This is a genomic window from Pseudomonas sp. PGPR N4, from assembly GCF_059693665.1.
Genome location: NZ_JCAUKV010000003.1, coordinates 464602 through 485597, shown reverse-complemented (window position 1 = coordinate 485597; position 20996 = coordinate 464602). Strand labels below are relative to the sequence as shown.

18 protein-coding genes and 3 tRNA genes are annotated in these 20996 nt (G+C 61.1%); 13 read left to right on the top strand and 8 right to left on the bottom strand.

Annotated features, from left to right (window positions below; all coding sequences use genetic code 11):
* Window positions 1-35 precede the first annotated feature (35 nt).
* The 4 genes from aspS to AC58X1_RS16120 form a co-directional block, all read right to left on the bottom strand.
* Entirely contained in the window at window positions 36-1811 is a 1776-nt protein-coding gene (aspS, locus tag AC58X1_RS16135; protein WP_101317403.1) for an aspartate--tRNA ligase, read from the bottom strand.
* A 93-nt stretch (window positions 1812-1904) separates the two neighbouring features.
* Complete coding sequence (locus tag AC58X1_RS16130; protein ID WP_101317401.1) at window positions 1905-2126, bottom strand: FmdB family zinc ribbon protein; 222 nt, start codon at window positions 2124-2126, stop codon at window positions 1905-1907.
* 92 nt (window positions 2127-2218) lie between these two features.
* Entirely contained in the window at window positions 2219-2464 is a 246-nt protein-coding gene (locus AC58X1_RS16125) for a ribbon-helix-helix domain-containing protein (RefSeq protein ID WP_258197118.1), read from the bottom strand.
* Window positions 2465-2722: 258 nt separating this feature from the next.
* Complete coding sequence (locus AC58X1_RS16120) at window positions 2723-3196, bottom strand: Dps family protein (protein WP_150572002.1); 474 nt, start codon at window positions 3194-3196, stop codon at window positions 2723-2725.
* Between the two features lie 282 nt (window positions 3197-3478).
* Here AC58X1_RS16120 and AC58X1_RS16115 point away from each other — a divergent pair, with 282 nt between their 5' ends.
* Window positions 3479-4072, top strand: a complete 594-nt coding sequence (locus AC58X1_RS16115; RefSeq protein WP_150570879.1) for a cold shock domain-containing protein — start codon at window positions 3479-3481, stop codon at window positions 4070-4072.
* A gap of 45 nt (window positions 4073-4117) precedes the next feature.
* Here AC58X1_RS16115 and AC58X1_RS16110 read toward each other — a convergent pair whose 3' ends face one another.
* Window positions 4118-4324: a SlyX family protein gene (locus AC58X1_RS16110; protein ID WP_101317393.1), complete on the bottom strand. Its 207-nt coding sequence runs from the start codon at window positions 4322-4324 to the stop codon at window positions 4118-4120.
* A gap of 4 nt (window positions 4325-4328) precedes the next feature.
* Window positions 4329-4751 (bottom strand): HIT family protein, encoded by a 423-nt coding sequence (locus AC58X1_RS16105; protein ID WP_497429149.1) that lies wholly within the window; start codon window positions 4749-4751, stop codon window positions 4329-4331.
* A 732-nt stretch (window positions 4752-5483) separates the two neighbouring features.
* Between AC58X1_RS16105 and AC58X1_RS16100 the strand changes: the two genes are divergently transcribed.
* The 3 genes from AC58X1_RS16100 to AC58X1_RS16090 all read left to right on the top strand — a co-directional run bounded on the left by AC58X1_RS16100 (window position 5484) and on the right by AC58X1_RS16090 (window position 9614).
* Window positions 5484-6764 (top strand): OprD family porin, encoded by a 1281-nt coding sequence (locus tag AC58X1_RS16100; RefSeq protein ID WP_101317389.1) that lies wholly within the window; start codon window positions 5484-5486, stop codon window positions 6762-6764.
* Between the two features lie 159 nt (window positions 6765-6923).
* Window positions 6924-8639 (top strand): proline--tRNA ligase, encoded by a 1716-nt coding sequence (locus tag AC58X1_RS16095; protein ID WP_101317387.1) that lies wholly within the window; start codon window positions 6924-6926, stop codon window positions 8637-8639.
* Window positions 8640-8660: 21 nt separating this feature from the next.
* Complete coding sequence (locus AC58X1_RS16090; RefSeq protein ID WP_101317385.1) at window positions 8661-9614, top strand: hypothetical protein; 954 nt, start codon at window positions 8661-8663, stop codon at window positions 9612-9614.
* 44 nt (window positions 9615-9658) lie between these two features.
* Here AC58X1_RS16090 and dinB read toward each other — a convergent pair whose 3' ends face one another.
* Window positions 9659-10717 carry a DNA polymerase IV gene (gene dinB / locus AC58X1_RS16085; protein ID WP_191622782.1) on the bottom strand — a complete coding sequence of 353 codons (1059 nt, stop codon included), beginning with the start codon at window positions 10715-10717 and terminating at the stop codon, window positions 9659-9661.
* Between the two features lie 218 nt (window positions 10718-10935).
* Between dinB and AC58X1_RS16080 the strand changes: the two genes are divergently transcribed.
* The 5 genes from AC58X1_RS16080 to AC58X1_RS16060 all read left to right on the top strand — a co-directional run bounded on the left by AC58X1_RS16080 (window position 10936) and on the right by AC58X1_RS16060 (window position 15618).
* Window positions 10936-11012: transfer RNA gene (locus AC58X1_RS16080), tRNA-Met, on the top strand.
* 133 nt (window positions 11013-11145) lie between these two features.
* A tRNA-Met gene (locus AC58X1_RS16075) sits at window positions 11146-11222 on the top strand.
* 133 nt (window positions 11223-11355) lie between these two features.
* Window positions 11356-11432 (top strand) — tRNA-Met (locus AC58X1_RS16070).
* A gap of 251 nt (window positions 11433-11683) precedes the next feature.
* The gene (gene mprF / locus AC58X1_RS16065) at window positions 11684-14326 is read left to right on the top strand and encodes a bifunctional lysylphosphatidylglycerol flippase/synthetase MprF (RefSeq protein WP_497429148.1); all 2643 of its coding nucleotides are present in this window, start codon (window positions 11684-11686) and stop codon (window positions 14324-14326) included.
* A complete protein-coding gene (locus AC58X1_RS16060) occupies window positions 14326-15618 on the top strand; it encodes a virulence factor family protein (protein ID WP_497429147.1) in 1293 nt (430 codons plus the stop codon). The genes mprF and AC58X1_RS16060 overlap by 1 nt, the downstream gene beginning before the upstream one ends.
* 35 nt (window positions 15619-15653) lie before the next feature.
* Here the strand turns inward: AC58X1_RS16060 and AC58X1_RS16055 are convergent, their stop codons facing one another.
* Window positions 15654-17552 carry a potassium transporter Kup gene (locus AC58X1_RS16055; RefSeq protein ID WP_150570872.1) on the bottom strand — a complete coding sequence of 633 codons (1899 nt, stop codon included), beginning with the start codon at window positions 17550-17552 and terminating at the stop codon, window positions 15654-15656.
* A gap of 234 nt (window positions 17553-17786) precedes the next feature.
* On the opposite strand from AC58X1_RS16055, the gene rimO reads away from it, so the two are divergent.
* The 4 genes from rimO to AC58X1_RS16035 all read left to right on the top strand — a co-directional run bounded on the left by rimO (window position 17787) and on the right by AC58X1_RS16035 (window position 20996).
* Window positions 17787-19124, top strand: a complete 1338-nt coding sequence (rimO, locus tag AC58X1_RS16050) for a 30S ribosomal protein S12 methylthiotransferase RimO (protein ID WP_101317375.1) — start codon at window positions 17787-17789, stop codon at window positions 19122-19124.
* An 88-nt stretch (window positions 19125-19212) separates the two neighbouring features.
* Window positions 19213-19695 carry a GNAT family N-acetyltransferase gene (locus tag AC58X1_RS16045; protein ID WP_188035545.1) on the top strand — a complete coding sequence of 161 codons (483 nt, stop codon included), beginning with the start codon at window positions 19213-19215 and terminating at the stop codon, window positions 19693-19695.
* A 79-nt stretch (window positions 19696-19774) separates the two neighbouring features.
* On the top strand, window positions 19775-20485 hold the full coding sequence (locus AC58X1_RS16040; RefSeq protein WP_101317371.1) for an rRNA pseudouridine synthase: 711 nt from the start codon (window positions 19775-19777) through the stop codon (window positions 20483-20485).
* A 49-nt stretch (window positions 20486-20534) separates the two neighbouring features.
* Window positions 20535-20996 (top strand): YehS family protein, encoded by a 462-nt coding sequence (locus AC58X1_RS16035; RefSeq protein ID WP_101317369.1) that lies wholly within the window; start codon window positions 20535-20537, stop codon window positions 20994-20996.

The following is a 20996-nucleotide window of genomic DNA, read 5'->3' as shown; positions in this document are numbered from 1 at the left end:
GAGGGCGCGACCTCACGGGCGCGCCCGGGTCGGCGTTACTCGACCTTGGTCTGCTCACGCAGACGGATGTGCAGCTCACGCAGTGCCTTGGCATCGACCAGGCCCGGTGCCTGGGTCATGACGCAGGCAGCGCTCTGGGTTTTCGGGAAGGCGATCACTTCACGAATCGACTGGGCGCCGGTCATCAGCATTACCAAACGGTCCAGACCAAAGGCCAGGCCGCCGTGCGGCGGTGCACCGAACTTCAGCGCGTCGAGCAGGAAGCCAAACTTCTCTTCCTGTTCCGCCGCTTCGATACCGAGCAGGCGGAACACCGCCTGTTGCATTTCTTTGCGGTGAATACGGATCGAACCGCCACCCAGCTCGGTGCCGTTGAGCACCATGTCATAGGCACGCGACAGCGCCGTGGCCGGATTGGCCTCGAGCTCTTCCGGGGTGCACTTGGGTGCAGTGAACGGGTGGTGCAAGGCGCTGAAACTGCCGTCTTCGTTCTCATCGAACATCGGGAAGTCGACAACCCACATCGGTGCCCATTCGCAGGTGAGCAGGTTGAAGTCGTTGCCGACCTTGATCCGCAGCGCACCCAGGGCTTCGCTGACCACTTTGAACTTGTCGGCACCGAAGAACACGATGTCGCCATCAACCGCACCGACGCGATCGAGGATCACGTTGAGGTTGGCCTCAGGGATGTTCTTGACGATCGGCGACTGCAGGCCTTCGACGCCCTTGGCGCGCTCGTTGACCTTGATGTAGGCCAGGCCCTTGGCACCATAGATGCCAACGAACTTGGTGTACTCGTCGATCTTGCTACGCGGCATGCTTGCGCCGCCTGGCAGGCGCAGGGCGGTGACGCGGCACTTCGGATCGTTGGCCGGGCCGGCGAAGACCTTGAAGTCGACATCTTTCAGCTGGTCGGCAACGTCAACCAGTTCCAGCGGGTTACGCAGGTCTGGCTTGTCGGAACCGTAGCGGCGCATGGCCTCTTCGAAGGTCATGTGCGGGAATTCACCGAACTCCAGATCCAGCACTTCCTTGAACAGCTTGCGGATCATGCTCTCGGTGAGGCCCATGATCTCGGACTCGTCGAGGAAGCTGGTCTCGATGTCGATCTGGGTGAATTCCGGCTGGCGGTCGGCACGCAGGTCTTCGTCGCGGAAGCACTTGGCGATCTGGTAGTAACGGTCGAAGCCGGCCACCATCAGCAACTGCTTGAACAGCTGCGGCGATTGCGGCAGGGCGAAGAAGCTGCCGGCGTGGGTACGGCTTGGCACCAGATAGTCACGTGCACCTTCTGGGGTGGCACGGGTCAGGATCGGTGTTTCGACGTCGAGGAAGCCGTTTTCGTCGAGGAAGCGGCGGATGCTGGTGGTGATGCGCGAACGCAGACGCAGCTTCTCGGCCATTTCCGGACGACGCAAGTCGATGAAGCGATAACGCAGGCGGGTTTCTTCGCCGACGTCGGAGTATTCGTTCAACGGGAACGGCGGGGTTTCGGCTTCGTTGAGTACGGTCAGCTCGTAACCCAGTACTTCGATGCCGCCCGACGCCATGTTGGCGTTGACTGCACCTTCGGGACGCTTGCGCACTTTACCGGTGACCTGCACGACGTATTCGCTGCGCACGCGGTCGGCGGCGGCGAAGGTTTCGGCGCGATCCGGGTCGAACACGACCTGGGCCATGCCTTCGCGGTCACGGATATCGAGGAAAATCACCCCGCCGTGGTCGCGGCGACGATGGACCCAGCCGCAAAGGGTGACTTCCTGGCCGTCCAGGCTCTCGTTCAGTTGGCCGCAATATTGGCTGCGCATCATGATGGTGGTTCGCTTCTCGTGATTCGTGTATTCGATGGAGGCCTTGGCCGCCCAGAGGGCTAATACTGCAAGACCCGGACATTGCAATTCAACTCAGTCGGCCTTGTCGCCGCCTGCCAGATTCTTTTTTGCCCCGGTCTTGAAGTCGGTTTCGTACCAGCCAGTGCCACTGAGGCGAAAACCTGGAACGGACAATTGCTTCTTCAATTCCGGCGCCTGGCAGGCCGGACAATCAGTCAACGGCGCGGCGCTGATCTTCTGCAACGCCTCAAGCTGATGGTTGCAGGCTGCACATTGATAGTCGTAAAGGGGCACGGGGATCTCTCGCAAACCATAACGCTGGCTGCCGGGGCAGCAAAAACCGGCATTATATATGGTTAGAGAGGTCAGTGCAGCCCGCCCGGCACTCAACGCGCGCTTGGCGGATCGCGTAGCCAGGCAACGCAGATCACCCGGACCAGGCCGCTGAAGTTGCGCACCCCGCCGTGGCGCAGGTGAACTTCGCGGTCAATGTAGGACAACACCGCACTGACCGAGCACTGATTGACCTCGGCAATACGCTGCAATATCTGCCAATACACATCCTCCAGGCGCAGGCAGGTGGCAAAGCCGTTAAGCCTGACCGACCGCGACACTGGCTGCACCTGCAGCATGTCGAAGTCCGCTGCGAAGGGATCGACACAGGCCTTGCCTGGCCAATGTCCCTGACACACATTGCGTTTGCTGCTCCGCACCCTGATGTCCACTGCTGCCACTCCATCGCCAAGGGGATCCATTCATGTGCTGGAGACATGAATCATGGCGTGTAATGAAGCGCCGCGAGGCGGGGCATGAGCAGCGGCAAAATTTTCCGCCTGCGCGTGCAGTTCACCACCGCCCTGCGCTTCACGGCGCAGGGCGGCTTGGACAGTTTATTTACCTTCGAGCAACGAGCGCAGCATCCACGCGGTCTTCTCGTGCACCTGCATACGCTGGGTCAGCAGATCCGCCGTTGGCTCGTCACTGACCTTGTCGACCACCGGAAAAATACTGCGTGCGGTACGCGTGACCGCCTCCTGCCCCTCGACCAACTGGCGGATCATCTCATCAGCAGGCGGCACACCCTCCTCTTCCTGGATCGATGAGTGGCGGGCATAGAACGCGTAGGAACCAGGCGCCGGGAAGCCCAGCGCGCGGATCCGTTCGGCGATCGAGTCAACCGCCAGGGCCAGCTCGTTGTACTGCTCTTCGAACATCAGGTGCAGGGTACGGAACGCCGGACCGGTAACGTTCCAATGAAAGTTATGGGTTTTCAGATACAACACATAGGTATCCGACAACAAACGGGACAGCCCATCGACGATGGACTTGCGATCTTCTTCACTGATACCGATATCGATTGCCATGAAGCTCCCCTTTTTCATGTGGCTTGGTAGTCAAGCGGATGAAGGGGCACTGTAACAAGACTTGCCTGCGCCTGCATGTGACGCAGGGCAATCGATCACCCCCATCATCCGCCCGGTTTGAGCTCACCGGGCCTTTGCTGTTAAATAGGCAGGGTGCCATTCGTGCGGATTGTTAATGCCGGATGCATAGGCAGGCCAGCTGCGTGACCGCGCTTTCTCTCTCATGCGCACCGTGCTGCCCGCTCTTCCTGTGATTGACCTTATAAACGTGAGCCAACCCAAATGTTCAAGATCGTCCATCTGGTGACGGGCGTAGCAGCCTTGCTGCTGTCGCTCATACCAAGCCTTCGCACCGAGGCAATTCCCTTCCTGCAGCAACCGGAGGCCGTGTACCTGGCCTTGCTCGGCCTGCTCAACCTACTGCTGGCGCCGGTCGTGCCGCTTTATTACCGCGGCGCGCGCCTGCAACTGCAATACCTGGCCAGCGCTTTGCTGGTGCTGGCGGTTGCCCTGCAAACAGTAACCGTGCTGGTCCGGCCTGAGCTGGGCAACCTGCCTGCACTGCTGTGCGCTGCTCTGGCAGTTCTGGCACACCTGGTTGCCGGCTTCAGCCGCAGCAGCGGCCGCTCGCGCAATGCTGGCGGCGCTGCCCAGGAAGGCAGCAAGCGCGATACCGGCACCGTCAAGTGGTTCAACACCTCGAAAGGCTTCGGCTTTATCTCGCGCGACTCCGGCGACGATATCTTCGTGCACTTTCGCGCCATCCGTGGCGACGGCCACCGCGTACTGGTCGAAGGCCAACGCGTGGAGTTCTCGGTCATGCACCGCGACAAGGGCCTGCAGGCCGAAGACGTGATCGCGGTCTCGCGCCGCTGACAGCAAAGGCCTTGCGGGCGCTATGCACCCGCAAGGTACCCATCCTCAGTAATGAGGCGGCGGCGCTTCTTCACCTTCGCTGCCGTACTGCCCGACCATCTCCTCGTAACGCTTGATCAGCTCGGCCATCTGCAGTTGCAGACGATTGATCACCCGCCCCTGCTCGACCACCACATCATTGAGCTCCTGCAGCGCGTCATCCTGAAACGCCTGACGGGTTTCCAGGTCGATGATTTGCGATTCCAGAGACATCAGCTCACGCCTCCTTGAAGTCATTGTTGTTCAACGCCGAGCGCAGGCGCTGGCGAAGCTGTGCGAGTTGCTCCTCGCTGTACTCGGCAGCCGCCACCTTGCCCCACACTGGCGCAGGCCAGGCAGCATCGTTGCGGTGGCGCACGATCACGTGCATGTGCAGTTGGCTGACCACGTTGCCCAAGGTCGCCACGTTCATCTTGTCGGCAGCAAATTCCTGTTTGAGCGAATTGGCCAGGCAGGTGGTTTCTTGCCACAGCTGCTGCTGGTCGGCTGCCGTGAGGTCAAAGAGCTCACTGACGCCTGCTTGCCGCGGCACCAGAATGAACCACGGATAATTGGCGTCTTTGCTCAACAGCAGCCGACACAGCGGGAAATCTCCCAGCACCAGGCAATCCTGCTGCAAACGCGGATCCAGGACGAACACGGCAAATCTCCTTCAATCAGATCGCCTGCGCAACGCAGGCATGGTGCGCGGAGGATACCCTGCCTGGCCGCAACAGGCATGAAATCGGGCGCTCCAGCTACACTTTAGCTGGCTTGCACAGCTGCCCTGCACCGCCGCGGTAACAAAGCGCTACTTTTCGCACCAAAATAGAGCCGTCCGTCGCGGTGCTGACGGCGGTTCCCAGTAAAACTACTCAAGATGAACAATCGGCGGTAACACATTGGTTTAGTTAGCAACCTTACAGTTGCATCGACCGTTGAATATTGGCACACCATCAGACAGACCGAACCCTTTATTTTCGGAGGTTTGCCAGCAAGTGATCTGGTAGATGTGAAAAATTCATCAACTCAATGTGAAAATGAGCACGCTTGTTGCATTCCCTCAACGCCAAGTCGGCACGACACCTGCAGTGAGCAGGAGCTGCCGACAGACCACGGCGCCGAAGCACTATCAAGGGGTACCGCCCTGTGTTAACGGATGAGGGAGCAGAACGCTGGGATATATGTCCGCTGTTCGGCGGGTAATTTGCGACATTGAATTAGTTATAAGCGACACGCCATAAAGTTTGTGAAAAGTTGCTTTATGCATATCGCCAAATAAAGAGTCAGCGTGATATACCTTCGCGCCGACACAACAAGAAAGAGCTGCCCCATATAATTAAAACCCCGGGCGCAGCGGTACTCTTCCTAAAAACCAAAGGAGCAAATCACGATGCGCGTGATGAAGTGGAGCATGATCGCCCTGGCCGTTGCGGCAGGCACCTCGCAAATGGCCATCGCCTCTTCGCAGGATGATTCCAAAGGCTTTATTGAAGACAGCCAGCTGTCAGTCAAGTTGCGCAACCTGTACTTCAGCCGTGACTATCGTAACCAGGAGTCGGCCGCTAACCGCGCAGCCGGCCTGCGTCATGATCAGCGTGAATGGGGCCAAGGCTTCATCGGTACCTTTGAATCGGGCTTCACCCAAGGCACCGTCGGTGTAGGTGTCGACGCCATCGGCATGCTCGGCCTCAAGCTGGACAGCGGTCGTGGCTTCTCCGGCACGGGCCTGTTCCCTACCGGTTCAGATGGCCGTTCCCAGGACGACTACTCCAAGGGTGGCGCGGCGGTCAAGTTCCGCATTTCCGACACCGTACTCAAGGCTGGCGACCAATTCGTATCGCTGCCTGTATTCGCCACCGACGACAGCCGCTTGCTGCCTGAGATGGCCCAAGGCACATTGATCACCAGTAGCGAAATCAAAGGCCTCACCCTGAATGCGGGTCGCTTCACCAGCCTGACCGGTCAGGAACAGACCAACCGTGACAACTTCCGCCTGAAAAAAGCCGACGTTGCCGGCGGCACGTATGCCTTCACCGACAGCCTCAGCACCAGCCTTTACTACTCCAAGGTTGAAGACTACTGGCGCAAATACTACGCCAACGTCAACTGGGCTCTGCCGATCTCTGACACTCAAGGCCTGGTGTTCGACTTCAACGTGTATGACACCAAGAGCAGTGGCAGCGGCGAAGCCCGAGCCTATGATGGCGACAAGATCGACAGCCGCGCATTCAGCTTGTCCGGCGCCTATAGCATTGGCGCGCACACTTTCACCGTCGCGTATCAGAAGATGACCGGCGACGGCGGCTATCAGTATGGCGTCGACGGTAATGGCACCATTTTCCTGGCAAACTCCATTGCCCGCTCCGACTTCAATGCTGAAGGCGAGAAGTCTTGGCAAGCACGTTATGACCTGAACTTTGCCGAGTTCGGTATTCCTGGCCTGACCTTCATGACTCGCTACGTACGCGGTACGGATGCGAAAGTGGAAGGCACCAACAACGGAACCGAGTGGGAACGTGACATCGACGTCAAATACGTGCTTCAGGAGGGCCCCGCCAAGGACCTGAGCTTCCGTGTTCGTCAGGCAACTTATCGCTCGTCCGACGCCGTTTACTCCAACTCTCTGGACGAACTGCGTCTGATCGTCGAGTACCCGCTGAGCATCCTGTAAGCCTGGCTTGCAGTGCCCCGCACTTGAAAAGCCCGGCGACCACGCCGGGCTTTTTCTTGGCTGACAACTGGCCTGCGCTGCGGCATCCTGTACGCTTTCGTTTCGCCCCCGTAGAATGCGGGGTCATTTCAACGTCTTAGGCAATCGACACGGCCCCCCATGCGCACCAGTCAATATTTGCTCGCCACCCAAAAAGAAACCCCTGCCGATGCAGTGGTCATCAGCCATCAGCTCATGCTGCGCGCCGGCATGATCCGCAAGCTGGCCTCCGGCCTGTACACCTGGCTGCCGATGGGCCTGCGGGTAATGCGCAAGGTCGAAGCCGTGGTCCGCGAAGAAATGAACGCCGCCGGCGCGCTTGAAGTGCTGATGCCGAGCATCCAGCCAGCCGAGCTGTGGCAGGAATCTGGCCGCTGGGAACAGTACGGCCCAGAGCTGCTGCGCCTGAAAGACCGGCACAACCGCGACTTCTGTGTTGGCCCGACTCACGAAGAAGTGATCACCGACATGGTCCGCAACGAGCTGTCCAGCTATAAACAGCTGCCGCTCAACCTGTACCAGATCCAGACCAAATTCCGCGATGAGATCCGCCCACGCTTCGGTTTGATGCGCGGCCGCGAGTTCATCATGAAGGACGCCTACTCGTTCCATGCCGACCAGGCTTCCCTGCAGGAAACCTACGACCGCATGCATCAGGCGTACAGCAACATCTTTACCCGCCTGGGCTTGAACTTCCGCCCAGTGCAGGCTGATACCGGCTCGATCGGTGGCAACTACTCGCACGAATTCCACGTCCTGGCCGCTACCGGTGAAGACGACGTGATCTTCAGCGACAGCTCCGACTACGCCGCCAACATCGAAAAAGCCGAAGCCATCCCACGCGAAAGCGTGCGCCCGGCGCCAACCGAAGAGCTGCGCCTGGTCGATACTCCGCACGCCAAGACCATCGCCCAACTGGTCGAAAACCATGGCCTGCCAATCGAGAAGACGGTCAAGACCCTGATCGTGCGTGGCGCTGAAGAAGGCAAGCTGATTGCCCTGATCGTGCGCGGCGATCACGAACTCAACGAAATCAAGGCCGCCAAGCTCCCGCAGGTTGCCGAACCGCTGGTCATGGCCAGCGACGCCGAGCTGCGTGACGCCATTGGCGCCGGTGCAGGCTCGCTGGGCCCGCTGAACCTGCCGCTGGAAATCATCATCGACCGCTCGGTGGCCCTGATGAGCGACTTCGGCATCGGCGCCAACATCGACGACAAGCACTACTTCGGCGTCAACTGGGAGCGTGACCTGCCAGTGCCTGAAGTAGCCGACCTGCGCAACGTGGTTGCCGGTGACCCAAGCCCAGACGGCCAGGGCACCCTGGTGATCAAGCGCGGCATCGAAGTCGGGCATATCTTCCAGCTCGGCACCAAGTACAGCGAGGCGCTCAAGTGCCAGGTACTCGGCGAGAACGGCAAGCCAGTAGTACTGTCGATGGGTTGCTACGGCATCGGCGTTTCGCGCGTGGTTGCTGCTGCCATCGAGCAGAGCTACGACGACAAAGGGATCATCTGGAACGATGCCCTGGCGCCGTTCCAGATCGCTCTGGTACCGCTGCGCTACGAAACCGAGGTGGTGCGTGAGGCGACCGACAAGCTGTACGCCGAACTGACCGCTGCAGGCTTCGAAGTGCTGCTCGATGACCGTGACAAGAAGACCAGCCCAGGCAACAAGTTTGCCGATATGGAACTGATCGGCATCCCGCACCGGATCGTGGTCAGTGACCGCGGTCTGGCCGATGGCAATCTGGAATACAAGCACCGCACCGAGCAGGACGCCCAGGCGCTGCCGGTCAACGAAGTGCTGACCTTCCTGCAAGCCCGCATCCGTCGCTGATAGCCCAATGCGCGAGTGAACATGTACAAGCGAAGTACCTTTACCCTGGGGGGCGCCGCACTCTGCGGCGCCCTGTTCGTCAGCGGCTGCGCCAATCAGATGTCCCAGCGCAGCGAGCATGAAGAACGCGTCGAGCGCAAGTTGCTCGAGCACAGTCTGCAGATCGACGTTGGCGAGCCCAAGGTAATGGAGCTTCCGCAACGGCGCGTGCGCGTTCACGAGCAGCAGCGCTTCGAAGTCACCGAGTTCGAAGTGACCCGCCGCTACGACCGCTACACCCCTTACCAGCCCTGGCGGGAGATCTACGAGATCCCGCTGGGCGCGGTCGCGGTGGTGGCCGGAGTCGGTGCCAATGTGGTCAATGTGTTCGCCTTGGGCAACCTGCCGCAGAGCGTCACTCATGACTGGCTGAGCTATGGCGTTGCCGGGCTCAATCCATTCATGAACGTGCAATCCAACGGCCGTGCCCAGCAGAACCTGGCGGGCATCAGCGAGGTGGAGAAAGCCAAGCGCGAAGAATCCACCAACCTGCCCTGGAGCGAGCGCCTGGTCGAGGTCAAGGCTGGCAAGCTCAACCATGAGCTGACCACCGACCGTAACGGTGTGCTGCGGCTGAACCTGCTGGATGCGCCGTTTTCCGAGCAGAATCTCGGCCGCGTAGGCACCCTGCACCTGCAGGTGGTCGACGAGGACAACGGCATTCGCGGCGACGCCAGCCTGCTGGTCAGCGGCACGCTGCGCAACAAACTGGTCGAAGCACGGCACCTGATCTTCGATGACCTTGAAGACGACGATGTCAGCCAGTGGGTTCACCGGGTCAAGCGGCTGTCCGAGCTTGGCCTGGAAGAAGAAGCCAGTGAGCTTGAGCAGAGCCTGATTGAACTGACCCGCAATGATCCTGAATTGCAGCAGGAATTCTTGCAGGCACTGACCAAACAGACCGGGCGACTGGTAGCAGATCCAGGCGGACAATAATCGCCTTCGTCACAGGGCCGCCTGGCGGCCTTGCTGACGTACCCTCAAGATTGCGCAAACAACTCCAGCTGCTCATGCGCCCCGCGCAGATCGCGCAAGCGCACCCCTACTCCAAGCAACCGCACCGGCTTGCCACCTCGGGCAAACGCCTGGCTCAGCAACTGTCGGTAACTCTCCAGATCGCGCCCGGCACCCGCCTGCTCGATGGTCGTCTGCGTGAAGTCATGGAACTTGACCTTGACGAATGGCTTGTCGGCTTTATAGCTGCTGTCCATCCGCGCGACCCGCTCATTGAGGCTATCGAGCAACTCAGGCAATTTGGCCAGGCAGCTGTTCAGATCAGGCAGATCGGTATCGTAGGTGTTTTCGACACTGACCGACTGACGCCGGCTGTCATTCTGCACAGCGCGCTCATCCACACCACGGGCCAAGCCCCACAAACGCTCACCAAAACTGCCGAACTCGCGCACCAGCGCCAGCTTTGACCATTCGCGCATGTCCATGCAGGTCTCGATACCCAGCCGGGTCAGTTTGTCGGCGGTGACCTTGCCCACACCATGCAGGCGAGCCACTGGCAGCGCGGCAACAAACGCCTCCACCTCGCCGGGGGTAATCACGAACAGTCCGTTAGGCTTGCGCCAGTCGCTGGCAATCTTGGCCAGGAACTTGTTTGGCGCAACCCCTGCTGAAACCGTGATGTGCAAGGACTTGGCGACGCGCTGGCGGATATCCTCAGCAATCCGCGTGGCGCTGCCGCCGTACCAGGAGCTGTCGCTGACATCCAGATAGGCTTCATCCAGCGACAGCGGCTCGATCAGCTCGGTGTAGTCACGAAAGATCGCCTGGATCTCGCGTGAGGCTTCGCGGTAGGCCTCGAAACGCGGCTTGACGATCAACAGGTCAGGGCAGAGTTTAAGCGCGTGGCGCGAGGACATTGCCGAGCGTACCCCATAGGCGCGCGCTTCATAGTTGCAGGTGGCAATCACCCCGCGCCGCTCCGCCGAGCCACCCACCGCCATCGGCCGGCCAGCCAGGCTCGGGTCGTCACGCATTTCGATCGCAGCGTAGAAGCAGTCGCAGTCGACATGGATGATCTTGCGCAAAGACATGGATGACCGTCAGCACTGTAAATTCATACAGATACTACCGTAACCGCCACGCGCTGACACCGTGCACACCGTGCTATTCGATAATTGGCCTGGAATGCCCGCCGTTGCTGAGCCCGGCGCTTAATTGACACGCTAACAGATTGAACAGAAAAGGATTTCCCTGAGAAATAGCTTGACTGCGCAGCGCCAGGGCGTAGAATCCACTCCACAGACGCGGGATGGAGCAGTCTGGTAGCTCGTCGGGCTCATAACCCGAAGGTCGTCGGTTCAAATCCGGCTCCCGCAACCAAATATAGAAGAGGCCACTGTGCAAACAGTGGCCTTTTTCTTTGCTTCAAATAAAGCTGTCCTAGAATAATTTGTTCTAAATCAAAGGGTAAGCTTGACATCAGCGCGAATCAGGGTATAGTCCACCCCACAGACGCGGGATGGAGCAGTCTGGTAGCTCGTCGGGCTCATAACCCGAAGGTCGTCGGTTCAAATCCGGCTCCCGCAACCAAACAGAGAAAATGGCCACTGTGAAAACAGCGGCCATTTTTTTCGTCTGCACGTTGCGCTTTGAAGTTATTTACGCTGCATCAGCGTGGAAGACTTGACCTAGTGCCAGTAATGCGTAGAATGCGCCCCACTGACGCGGGATGGAGCAGTCTGGTAGCTCGTCGGGCTCATAACCCGAAGGTCGTCGGTTCAAATCCGGCTCCCGCAACCAAATCGTCAGAACAAACCCCGCACTGTTTTAAACAGTGCGGGGTTTGTTGTTTCTGGGGTTCTGAAAATCCCCGATCAGCCTGCCCTCGCCTTTTGCCACACCCTGGCCAGCCCTAATGGATGAACTATCTTTAACCCCGTCGGACCGCTGCAAGCGCCTCCGGCAGGAGTAATATCCGGATACGTTTTCCTAAGGGACTTCCACTTGGCCGCACCTTTCTCTCACCTCGCGCTGTCGGCCCGAGGTAACTCATGACCGCCCATACCCCTGATCCCCAGACGCCATTCACCGCGGCGCTGCCGGTGGCTGCCCAACGCCTGCCCTGGCTCGAGCGGCTGAGCCGGTATCGGCAACCGATCGTTCTGGTACTGACCCTGCTGTTGTTCGGCATGGCCTTGATTGCCTGCCGTCACCTGCTCAGTGAGCTGGATATCTATGCGCTGCACGACGCCATTCTCAGCGTGCCGAAGCAGGCCATGCTCGGTGCACTGCTAGCGACCGTGGTCGGCTTCGTGATCCTGCTTGGTTATGAATGGTCTGCCAGCCGCTACGCCGCCGTTAAGCTGCCAGCCGCAACCCTGGTGCTGGGCGGTTTCAGTGCGTTCGCCATTGGCAATGCAATTGGCCTGTCGATACTGTCGGGTGGCTCGGTGCGTTATCGGCTGTATGCCCGCCATGGTCTGGGTGCCGGTGAAGTGGCGCGGATGACGGTATTCGCCAGCCTGTCGCTGGGCTGCGCCCTGCCCCCTTTGGCAGCACTGGCAACGCTGAGCAACTTGCCTGCGGCAGCAATCGCCTTACGCATGCCGGCCGGTGTATTGGCGGCCATCGCCATTGCGGTACTGATGCTGAGTGCACTGCTGGTCGCCGGCCTCTATCGGCGCCGGTTGGACGAGCAGCCGCTGGCTGACAGCCTGCTGGTCAAGCTCGGTCGGCGCACGCTGCGCCTGCCCGGCGCGCGCCTGACCGGCCTGCAACTGCTGATCACCGCACTTGATGTTGCCGCTGCCGCCACAGTTTTGTATCTGCTGCTGCCTGAGGCGCCGCCGTTTGGCGCGTTTGTGCTGGTGTACCTGCTGGCACTGGCAGCGGGCGTGCTCAGCCATGTGCCGGGTGGCGTTGGTGTGTTTGAAGCGATCCTGCTGGCCGCTTTTGCCGACCAGCTTGGCGCGGCGCCACTGGCAGCAGCGTTGTTGCTGTACCGTTTGATCTACGTGGTGTTGCCGCTGCTGCTGGCCTGCGTTCTGCTGCTGGCCAACGAAGCCCGCCGCTTGCTGTTCGCCCAGCAGGCACTGAAGGCCGCTTCCGGGCTGGCTGCACCAGTGCTGGCGATTCTGGTGTTTCTGTCCGGCGTGGTGCTGCTGTTTTCCGGCGCCACACCGGAGATCGACACGCGCCTAGAACACATGGGCTTTCTGGTACCGCACCGGCTGATCGACGCCTCGCACTTCGGCGCCAGCCTGATCGGCGTGCTTTGCCTGCTGCTGGCCCAGGGCCTGCGCCGACGTCTGTCCGCTGCCTGGTTGCTGACCACGGTGTTGCTGTTGGTGGGCGCGCTGCTGTCGCTGCTGAAAGGCTTCGACTGGGAAGAAGCCTGCGTGCTGACGTTCACCGCAGTCCTGCTGGCGGTGTTCCGACGCTCGTTCTACCGGCCGAGCCGCCTGCTCGAGCTGCCGTTTTCGCCGGTGTATCTGGTCGCCAGTGCTTGCGTTATCGGCGCATCGGTCTGGCTGCTGCTGTTCGCCTATCAGGACGTGCCCTATAGCCATCAGCTGTGGTGGCAGTTCACCCTCGATGCCGACGCCCCACGCGGCCTGCGCGCAGCCATGGGCAGCGCGGTGCTGCTGGTGTTCGTCGCCCTGACCTGGTTGTTGCGCACGGCGCGGCCGGTGATCCATCTGCCGACCGCCGATGAGCTGGAACGGGCCCGGCAGATCCTGCTGGCGTCCGATCAACCAGACGGCGGCCTGGCCCTGACCGGCGACAAGGCGCTGCTGTTCCACCCCAACGACAACGCCTTCATCATGTATGCCCGCCGTGGCCGTAGCCTGGTCGCACTGTACGACCCGATTGGCCCTGCCCAGGAGCGCGCCGAGATGATCTGGCAGTTCCGTGACCTGTGCGACGTGCACCATGCCCGCCCGGTGTTCTACCAGGTACGCGCCGAGAACCTGCCTTTCTACATGGACATCGGCCTGACCGCGCTCAAGCTTGGCGAAGAAGCGCGGGTTGATCTGCGCCGCTTCGATCTGGACGCCAAAGGCAAGGAGATGAAAGACCTGCGCTACACCTGGAACCGCGGTGGCCGCGACGGCCTGAGCCTGGAAGTACACGAACCTGGCCAAGCACCATTGGACGAGCTCAAGGAAATCTCGGACGCCTGGCTCAGCGGCAAGAACGTGCGCGAGAAAGGTTTTTCGCTGGGCCGTTTCAGCCCGGAATACCTGCAGCACTTCCGCATCGCCCTGATCCGCTTCCAAGGTCGTCCGGTGGCGTTCGCCAACCTGCTCGAGACACACAGCCTGGAGCTGGCCAGCCTCGACTTGATGCGCGCGCACCCTGAAGCGCCGAAGCTGACCATGGAGTTCATGATGATCGGCTTGATCCTGCACTACAAAAACCATGGCCACGGGCGTTTCAGCCTGGGCATGGTCCCGCTCTCCGGCCTGCAGCCGCGACGTGGCGCACCGCTGACCCAGCGCCTGGGTTCGCTGGTGTTCCAGCGCGGCGAGCAGCTGTACAACTTCCAGGGTCTGCGCCGTTTCAAGGACAAGTTCCAGCCAGACTGGGAACCTCGTTACATGGCCGTGCCAGCCGGGCTGGACCCGCTGGTGGCATTGGCTGACACTGCCGCCCTGATCGCTGGCGGCCTGACTGGATTGGTGAAACGCTGATGATTCGACGCTATTGGCACTACCTGTTGATCGCTTTGTTGCTTGCCCTGGCGGGTGCCGCCGTGTGGTTCTGGTTGTGGACCCGGCCGGCGCCGGAGGCTCAGGTCGAGCACCTGACCCTGACCGATGGCAGCAGCCTGGTTCTCGCCACACCTGCAGTCACCGTCAAAACCCGCGTGGCGATTGGCGTGCCTGAAGATCAGGCGCTCAGCGACAAGCAACTGCTCGACCTAAGCCAGGCCGGCGAAGCGCAGCTGGTGCAGGTGATCCTGCCACCTGCCGATTGCGCCAAGCAGCAACAGGCGCTGGATCAGGCCATCAGCCATCTGGGCGGCGCACCGACCGTGGTTGCCGGCATCGGCCCTGGCGCAGCGCAAGCCTGGCGCTGGCTGTCCAGCCAGACCGATGACAAGGCCCGCGCCATCTCGGTCGACTTCAAGCTTGAGCAACCCGGCTGCCCGGCACTACCGAAAAGCGCTGCCCATGGCCACTGGAATGTCGCCTGGAACGACAACCCGGATGACGCCAGCGCCGCCTTCGTCCGTGATCAAAGCAACGCCGAAACCAGCATCAGCGACTACGACATCCATCTGCCGCAGGTGCTCAAGGGTCAGCTGACCCAGGTTCTGGTCGGCCACGACGGCAACGCGCTGAGCATCCCGGTGGTGGAAGTGCCTGCCGGGCAAACCACTGATACCGTGACCCTGTTCCTTTCCGGAGATGGTGGCTGGCGCGACCTTGACCGCGATGTAGCAGGCGAAATGGCCAAACTCGGCTATCCGGTGGTCGGCATCGACACGCTGCGCTATTACTGGCAGCACAAGACCCCGGAACAGAGCGCCATCGACTTGTCCGAACTGATGCAGCACTACCGGCAAAAGTGGGGCACCAAGCGCTTTGTCCTGACCGGCTATTCGTTCGGCGCCGACGTACTGCCGGCGATCTACAACCGCCTGCCAGAAGAAGATCAGCAGCGCGTGGATGCGGTGATCCTGCTGGCGTTTGCCCGCAGCGGCAGTTTCGAGATCGAAGTCGAAGGCTGGCTTGGCAAGGAAGGCCAGGAAGCACCGACCGGCCCGGAAATGGCCCGTATGCCTGCGGCCAAGGTTGTATGCATCTATGGTGTCGAAGAGGCCGACGAGAGCGGCTGCACCGAGCACACTGCAGTTGGCGAGCGCCTGAAACTGCCGGGTGGCCACCACTTCGATGAGAACTACCCGGCACTGGCCAAGCGCCTGATCGGCGAGATCGAGACGCGCCAGGGCAAAACCAACGTAGCTGAACAGAACTGAGTAGTAATCGGGGCCGCATTGCGGCCCCGGTTACTTCAAATCTCGACCTGAGTGCCCAGTTCGATCACCCGGTTCAACGGCAGGTTGAAGAAGCGCAGGTTGCCGTTGGCGTTCTTCAGCAAGAATGCGAACAACGCCCCGCGCCAGCGCGCCATGCCTTCCAGACGTGAGGCGATAACCGTCTCGCGACTCAGGAAGTAAGTCGTGCGCATCGGGCTAAAGTCGAGCTCGTCCAGATGGCACAAGCGTAGTGCCTGCGGCACGTCCGGCTCGTCCATGAAGCCAAAGTGCAGGAGCACCCGGAAGAACCCATCACCATAGGCTTCGACCTCGAAGCGCTCTTGCTCCGGCACCCGCGGCCGGTCTTCGCTGACTACCGTCAACAACACCACCTGACGATGCAGAACCTGGTTATGCAGCATGTTGTGCAACAGCGCATGAGGCACGGCGTCTGGCCGCGCGGTCAAAAACACCGCAGTGCCCTCGACCCGATGCGGCGGCTGCACGCGGATGCTGCTGATGAAGATCGGCAGCGGCAGCGCGGCTTCGTCAATGCGCTCCACGAGGATCTGCTTGCCGCGCTTCCAGGTCGTCATCAACAACAGCAAGGCAATCGCTGCCAATACCGGGAAGGCGCCGCCCTGCACTACCTTGGGCAGGTTGGCGGCAAAGAACAGCCCATCGACCAACAGGAAGCCGATCAGGATCGGCACTGCCAGCAGTGGCGGCCATTTCCACAACAGCAGCATCACCGTCGCCACCAGCAGTGTGGTCATCAGCATGGTACCAGTCACCGCTACGCCGTAGGCCGCAGCCAACGCGCCGGATGATTCAAAGCCGATCACCAGCAGCACAACGCCGATCATCAGCGCCCAGTTCACCGCACCAATGTAGATCTGGCCCTGCTCGTCGCTGGAGGTGTGCTGGATCTGCATGCGCGGGATGTAACCGAGCTGAATCGCCTGGCGCGTCAACGAGAAGGCTCCAGAAATCACGGCTTGGGAAGCGATCACCGTGGCCAGGGTGGACAAGCCGACCAACGGCAACAGCGCCCAGCTCGGAGCCAGCAGGTAGAACGGATTGCGCGCCGCTTCCGGGTCCTGCAGCAGCAATGCGCCCTGCCCGAAGTAGTTCAGCACCAGGGCCGGCAGCACCAGGATGAACCAGGCGCGGGCAATCGGTTTGCGGCCAAAGTGGCCCATGTCGGCATACAGCGCCTCGGCGCCAGTCAGCGCCAGCACCACCGCGCCTAGAATGGCCACACCCATGCCCGGATGCACCACGAAGAAGTTGACCGCCCAGGCCGGGTTCAGCGCCTTGATCACCTCCGGGCTCTGCACGATGCCATGCAGGCCGAGCAGCGCCAGCACCGCGAACCAGAGCACCATCACCGGCCCGAACAGGATGCCGATCTTGGCCGTACCGTGCTTTTGCACCAGAAACAGCGCCACCAGCACCACCACGGCAATCGGTACCACCCAGTGGTCAATCCCGTCGAACGCCAGGCCCATGCCCTCGACCGCCGACAACACCGATACCGCCGGGGTAATCAGGCTGTCGCCATAGAACAACGAGGCACCGACCAGGCCGCAGCCGATCATGACGATGCGCAGTTTCGGATAAGGCGCTGAAGCCCGCGTGGCCAACGCGGTGAGGGCCATGATGCCGCCCTCGCCCTGGTTGTCGGCACGCAGAATGAACGTCACATACTTGAATGACACCACCCAGATCAGCGACCAGAAGATCAACGACAGGATGCCGAGCACACCATCATGGTTGACCGGCACCCCGTAGCCGCCGGAAAACACTTCCTTGAGGGTATAAAGCGGGCTGGTGCCGATATCGCCATAGACCACCCCAACAGCTGCCACCAGCAGGCCAATCGGGCGCGCGACCCCTTGCCCCGCTTGGGCGTGACTGCTTGCCTGAACCATCGACCACTCCCGCAGACGGCCACATCGGACCAATAGAATTCGAACCCGCAGCCAGGTCCAACATGGACCTCGCTGCAATGGCGCGAAGCATAGCGCAGCGTTCGTCGTATTTCTGCTGGTCAAGCGACCTTGTGCTCGCTAGAATTGCGCACTTTTTGATCAGAGGCGCCGCTAGCGCCCGTCACGATTGCTGCGCCACCGGCGCTGCAGCCGCATTCAATACCGAGGTTAGCTATGTCCACCACCCCTGCTTCTACCGTGCCCAAGGTAGGATTCGTTTCGCTCGGCTGCCCCAAGGCTCTGGTCGACTCTGAACGCATCCTCACCCAGCTGCGCATGGAAGGCTATGAAGTCGTGCCGACCTACGAGGACGCCGACGTCGTGGTGGTCAACACCTGCGGCTTCATCGACAGCGCCAAGGCCGAGTCGCTGGAAGTGATCGGCGAAGCGATCAAAGCCAATGGCAAGGTCATCGTCACCGGCTGCATGGGCGTCGCCGAGGGCAACATTCGTGACGTGCACCCAAGCGTGCTGTCGGTCACCGGTCCGCAGCAGTACGAGCAGGTGGTCAACGCCGTGCATGAAGTGGTGCCACCGCGCCAGGACCACAATCCGCTGATAGACCTGGTGCCACCGCAAGGCGTCAAGCTGACCCCGCGTCATTACGCTTACCTGAAGATCTCCGAAGGCTGTAACCACAGCTGCAGCTTCTGCATCATCCCGTCGATGCGCGGCAAGCTGGTCAGCCGCCCGGTAGGTGACGTGCTGAGCGAGGCCGAGCGCCTGGTCAAGGCCGGGGTCAAGGAGCTGCTGGTGATCTCCCAGGACACCAGCGCCTACGGCGTCGACGTCAAGTACAAGACCGATTTCTGGAACGGCCGCCCGGTCAAGACCCGCATGCTCGAGCTGTGCGAAGCGCTGAGCAGTCTGGGCGTCTGGGTGCGTCTGCACTACGTGTATCCATACCCGAACGTCGACGACGTGATTCCGCTGATGGCCGCTGGCAAGCTCCTGCCGTACCTGGACATCCCGTTCCAGCACGCCAGCCCTAAAGTGCTCAAGTCGATGAAGCGCCCGGCGTTCGAAGACCGCACCCTGGCGCGGATCAAGAACTGGCGCGAGCAGTGCCCTGAGCTGGTGATCCGCTCAACGTTCATTGTCGGCTTCCCGGGCGAGACCGAAGAAGACTTCCAGTACCTGCTCGACTGGCTGACCGAAGCCCAGCTCGACCGCGTCGGCTGCTTCCAGTACTCGCCGGTCGAAGGCGCGCCGGCCAACGATCTGGGCCTGGATGAAGTGCCGGACGACATCAAACAGGACCGCTGGGACCGTTTCATGGCCCATCAGCAAGCCATCAGCGCCGCCCGTCTGCAACTGCGCATCGGTCGTGAGATCGAAGTGCTGATCGACGAAGTCGAAGAACAAGGCTCGGTTGGCCGCAGCTTCTTCGATGCCCCAGAGATCGACGGTAGCGTGTTCATCGATGGCGACCATGGCTTCAAGCCGGGCGACAAGGTCCGTTGCCGGATCGTGGATGCCGACGAATACGACATGTGGGCCGAGCCGGTCTGACGATTGCTTGGGGCCGTATTGCGGCCCCAACCAGCAAAGCCTGCACTAAGCATCTATAGTTCTGCAATCAGCACCAGAGACTGCCGCGATGCCAGCCCTGTTCACCCTGCAAACCCCTCGCGCCAGCGACTACCCGGAACTGATCCGCGTCTGGGAAGCTTCGGTCCGCGCCACCCACGACTTTCTCCCGGATGCCTACATCCTGCTGCTGCGCGATCACATCCTGGCCAAGTACCTCGATGCGGTCATGCTGATCTGCTGCATGGACGTGCGTCAGCGCATTCTCGGCTTCGCCGGGGTCGCCAATGGTCAGGTCGCCATGCTCTTCGTCGGCCCCGAGCACCGCGGTAAAGGTGTCGGCAAGCGCCTGCTGCGCCACGCCATCAGCGAACTGAACGCCGACCATCTGGACGTCAACGAGCAAAACCCGCAGGCGCTGGGCTTTTACCTGCACGAGGGCTTTGCAATTATCGGACGCTCGGAGCAGGACGGCCTCGGTCAGCCGTATCCCTTGCTGCACCTTCGTCTGCGCGACCGCAGTGGCGACCACGGTGCTGACAAACACCGTTAAAGCAGCAGATTCCCGGCCCTCAACAACGCGCGGGCAGGTACAATGGCAGGTCTTAATCTGCCTTTAGCGAATCGTCTCCATGTCTGAACCCGTACGCCTGTCCAAACGCCTCATCGAGCAACTCGGCTGCTCCCGCCGCGAGGCCGAGCAGTACATCGAAGGCGGCTGGGTGACGGTGGATGGCGTGGTCGTCGAGCAGCCCCAGTTCAAGGTCGAGGGCCAGCAGGTCGCCCTGCTGCCAGGGGCCCGCGCCGAGGCGCCGGCACTGGTGACCTTGCTGCTCAATCAACCCGCCGGGATGGACCCGGAAAGCGCCCGCGCGAGCATGGTCATGGCTACCCTCAGCGAAGCCCACAGCCAGGATGTGCGCCCGTTGCACAGCCACTTCACCCGCCTGACCTGCATGGCGCCGCTGGAGCGCGGCGTCAGCGGCTTGCAGTTGTTCACCCAGGACTGGAAGGTCAGCGGCAAGATCGAGCGCGACCTGCGCAAGCTCGAGCAGGAATTCATCATCGAGGTGCGCGGTGAAGCCACCCCGCAAGCCTTTGAGCGGCTTGCCCGTGGCGTGTCGCGCAATGATCGCGAACTGCCCAAGGCCAAGGCCAGCTGGCAGAACGAAACCCACCTGCGCATGGTTGTGAAGAACCCGCAGCGCGGCGATATCAGCGACCTGTGCGCCAGCCTGAAGCTGGAGATCGTCAGCATGCGCCGCATCCGCGTCGGCGGTGTGTCGATGGGCAAGCTGCCGCTGGGCCAATGGCGCTACGTAGCAGCAACCGAACGTTTCTAAGGAATACCGCCGCGCCAGCTCGGCGCGGCTTTGAACAGGATTTGCAACAATGAACCACAATGACGTCCTGCGCAGCATGCGCTACATGCTCAAGGTCAATGACGCCAAGATCATCGAGATCGTCGGCCTGTCCGGCCTTACCGTGTCCGCCGACGAAGTCGCAAGCTACATGAAGAAAGAAGAAGAGGAAGGCTATGTGCGTTGCCCGGACGCAGTCATGGCGCACTTCCTCGATGGCCTGGTGATCCATCGCCGCGGCCGCGACGAGTCGCGCCCACCGCAGCCGATCGAAGTACCGGTGACCAACAACGCCGTCCTGAAAAAACTACGGGTCGCCTTCGAGCTTAAAGAAGACGACATGCACGCGATTCTGAAGTCGGTCGACTTCCCGGTGACCAAGCCAGAGCTGAGCGCCCTGTTCCGCAAGGCTGGCCATGACAATTACCGCCCGTGCGGCGACCAACTGCTGCGCAATTTCCTCAAGGGCCTGACCCAGCGCGTGCACGGCTGA

What these genes read in the sequence shown, in the direction of transcription:
- AC58X1_RS16095 (WP_101317387.1), top strand. Translation starts at nt 6,924, where the DNA reads ATGCGCACCAGTCAATATTTGCTCGCCACCCAAAAAGAAACCCCTGCC.
- AC58X1_RS16045 (WP_188035545.1), top strand. Translation starts at nt 19,213, where the DNA reads ATGCCAGCCCTGTTCACCCTGCAAACCCCTCGCGCCAGCGACTACCCG.
- AC58X1_RS16100 (WP_101317389.1), top strand. Translation starts at nt 5,484, where the DNA reads ATGCGCGTGATGAAGTGGAGCATGATCGCCCTGGCCGTTGCGGCAGGC.
- AC58X1_RS16035 (WP_101317369.1), top strand. Translation starts at nt 20,535, where the DNA reads ATGAACCACAATGACGTCCTGCGCAGCATGCGCTACATGCTCAAGGTC.
- AC58X1_RS16060 (WP_497429147.1), top strand. Translation starts at nt 14,326, where the DNA reads ATGATTCGACGCTATTGGCACTACCTGTTGATCGCTTTGTTGCTTGCC.
- AC58X1_RS16125 (WP_258197118.1), bottom strand. Translation starts at nt 2,464, where the DNA reads ATGCTGCAGGTGCAGCCAGTGTCGCGGTCGGTCAGGCTTAACGGCTTT.
- AC58X1_RS16040 (WP_101317371.1), top strand. Translation starts at nt 19,775, where the DNA reads ATGTCTGAACCCGTACGCCTGTCCAAACGCCTCATCGAGCAACTCGGC.
- AC58X1_RS16115 (WP_150570879.1), top strand. Translation starts at nt 3,479, where the DNA reads ATGTTCAAGATCGTCCATCTGGTGACGGGCGTAGCAGCCTTGCTGCTG.
- aspS (WP_101317403.1), bottom strand. Translation starts at nt 1,811, where the DNA reads ATGATGCGCAGCCAATATTGCGGCCAACTGAACGAGAGCCTGGACGGC.
- AC58X1_RS16055 (WP_150570872.1), bottom strand. Translation starts at nt 17,552, where the DNA reads ATGGTTCAGGCAAGCAGTCACGCCCAAGCGGGGCAAGGGGTCGCGCGC.
- AC58X1_RS16090 (WP_101317385.1), top strand. Translation starts at nt 8,661, where the DNA reads ATGTACAAGCGAAGTACCTTTACCCTGGGGGGCGCCGCACTCTGCGGC.
- AC58X1_RS16110 (WP_101317393.1), bottom strand. Translation starts at nt 4,324, where the DNA reads ATGTCTCTGGAATCGCAAATCATCGACCTGGAAACCCGTCAGGCGTTT.
- mprF (WP_497429148.1), top strand. Translation starts at nt 11,684, where the DNA reads ATGACCGCCCATACCCCTGATCCCCAGACGCCATTCACCGCGGCGCTG.
- rimO (WP_101317375.1), top strand. Translation starts at nt 17,787, where the DNA reads ATGTCCACCACCCCTGCTTCTACCGTGCCCAAGGTAGGATTCGTTTCG.
- AC58X1_RS16120 (WP_150572002.1), bottom strand. Translation starts at nt 3,196, where the DNA reads ATGGCAATCGATATCGGTATCAGTGAAGAAGATCGCAAGTCCATCGTC.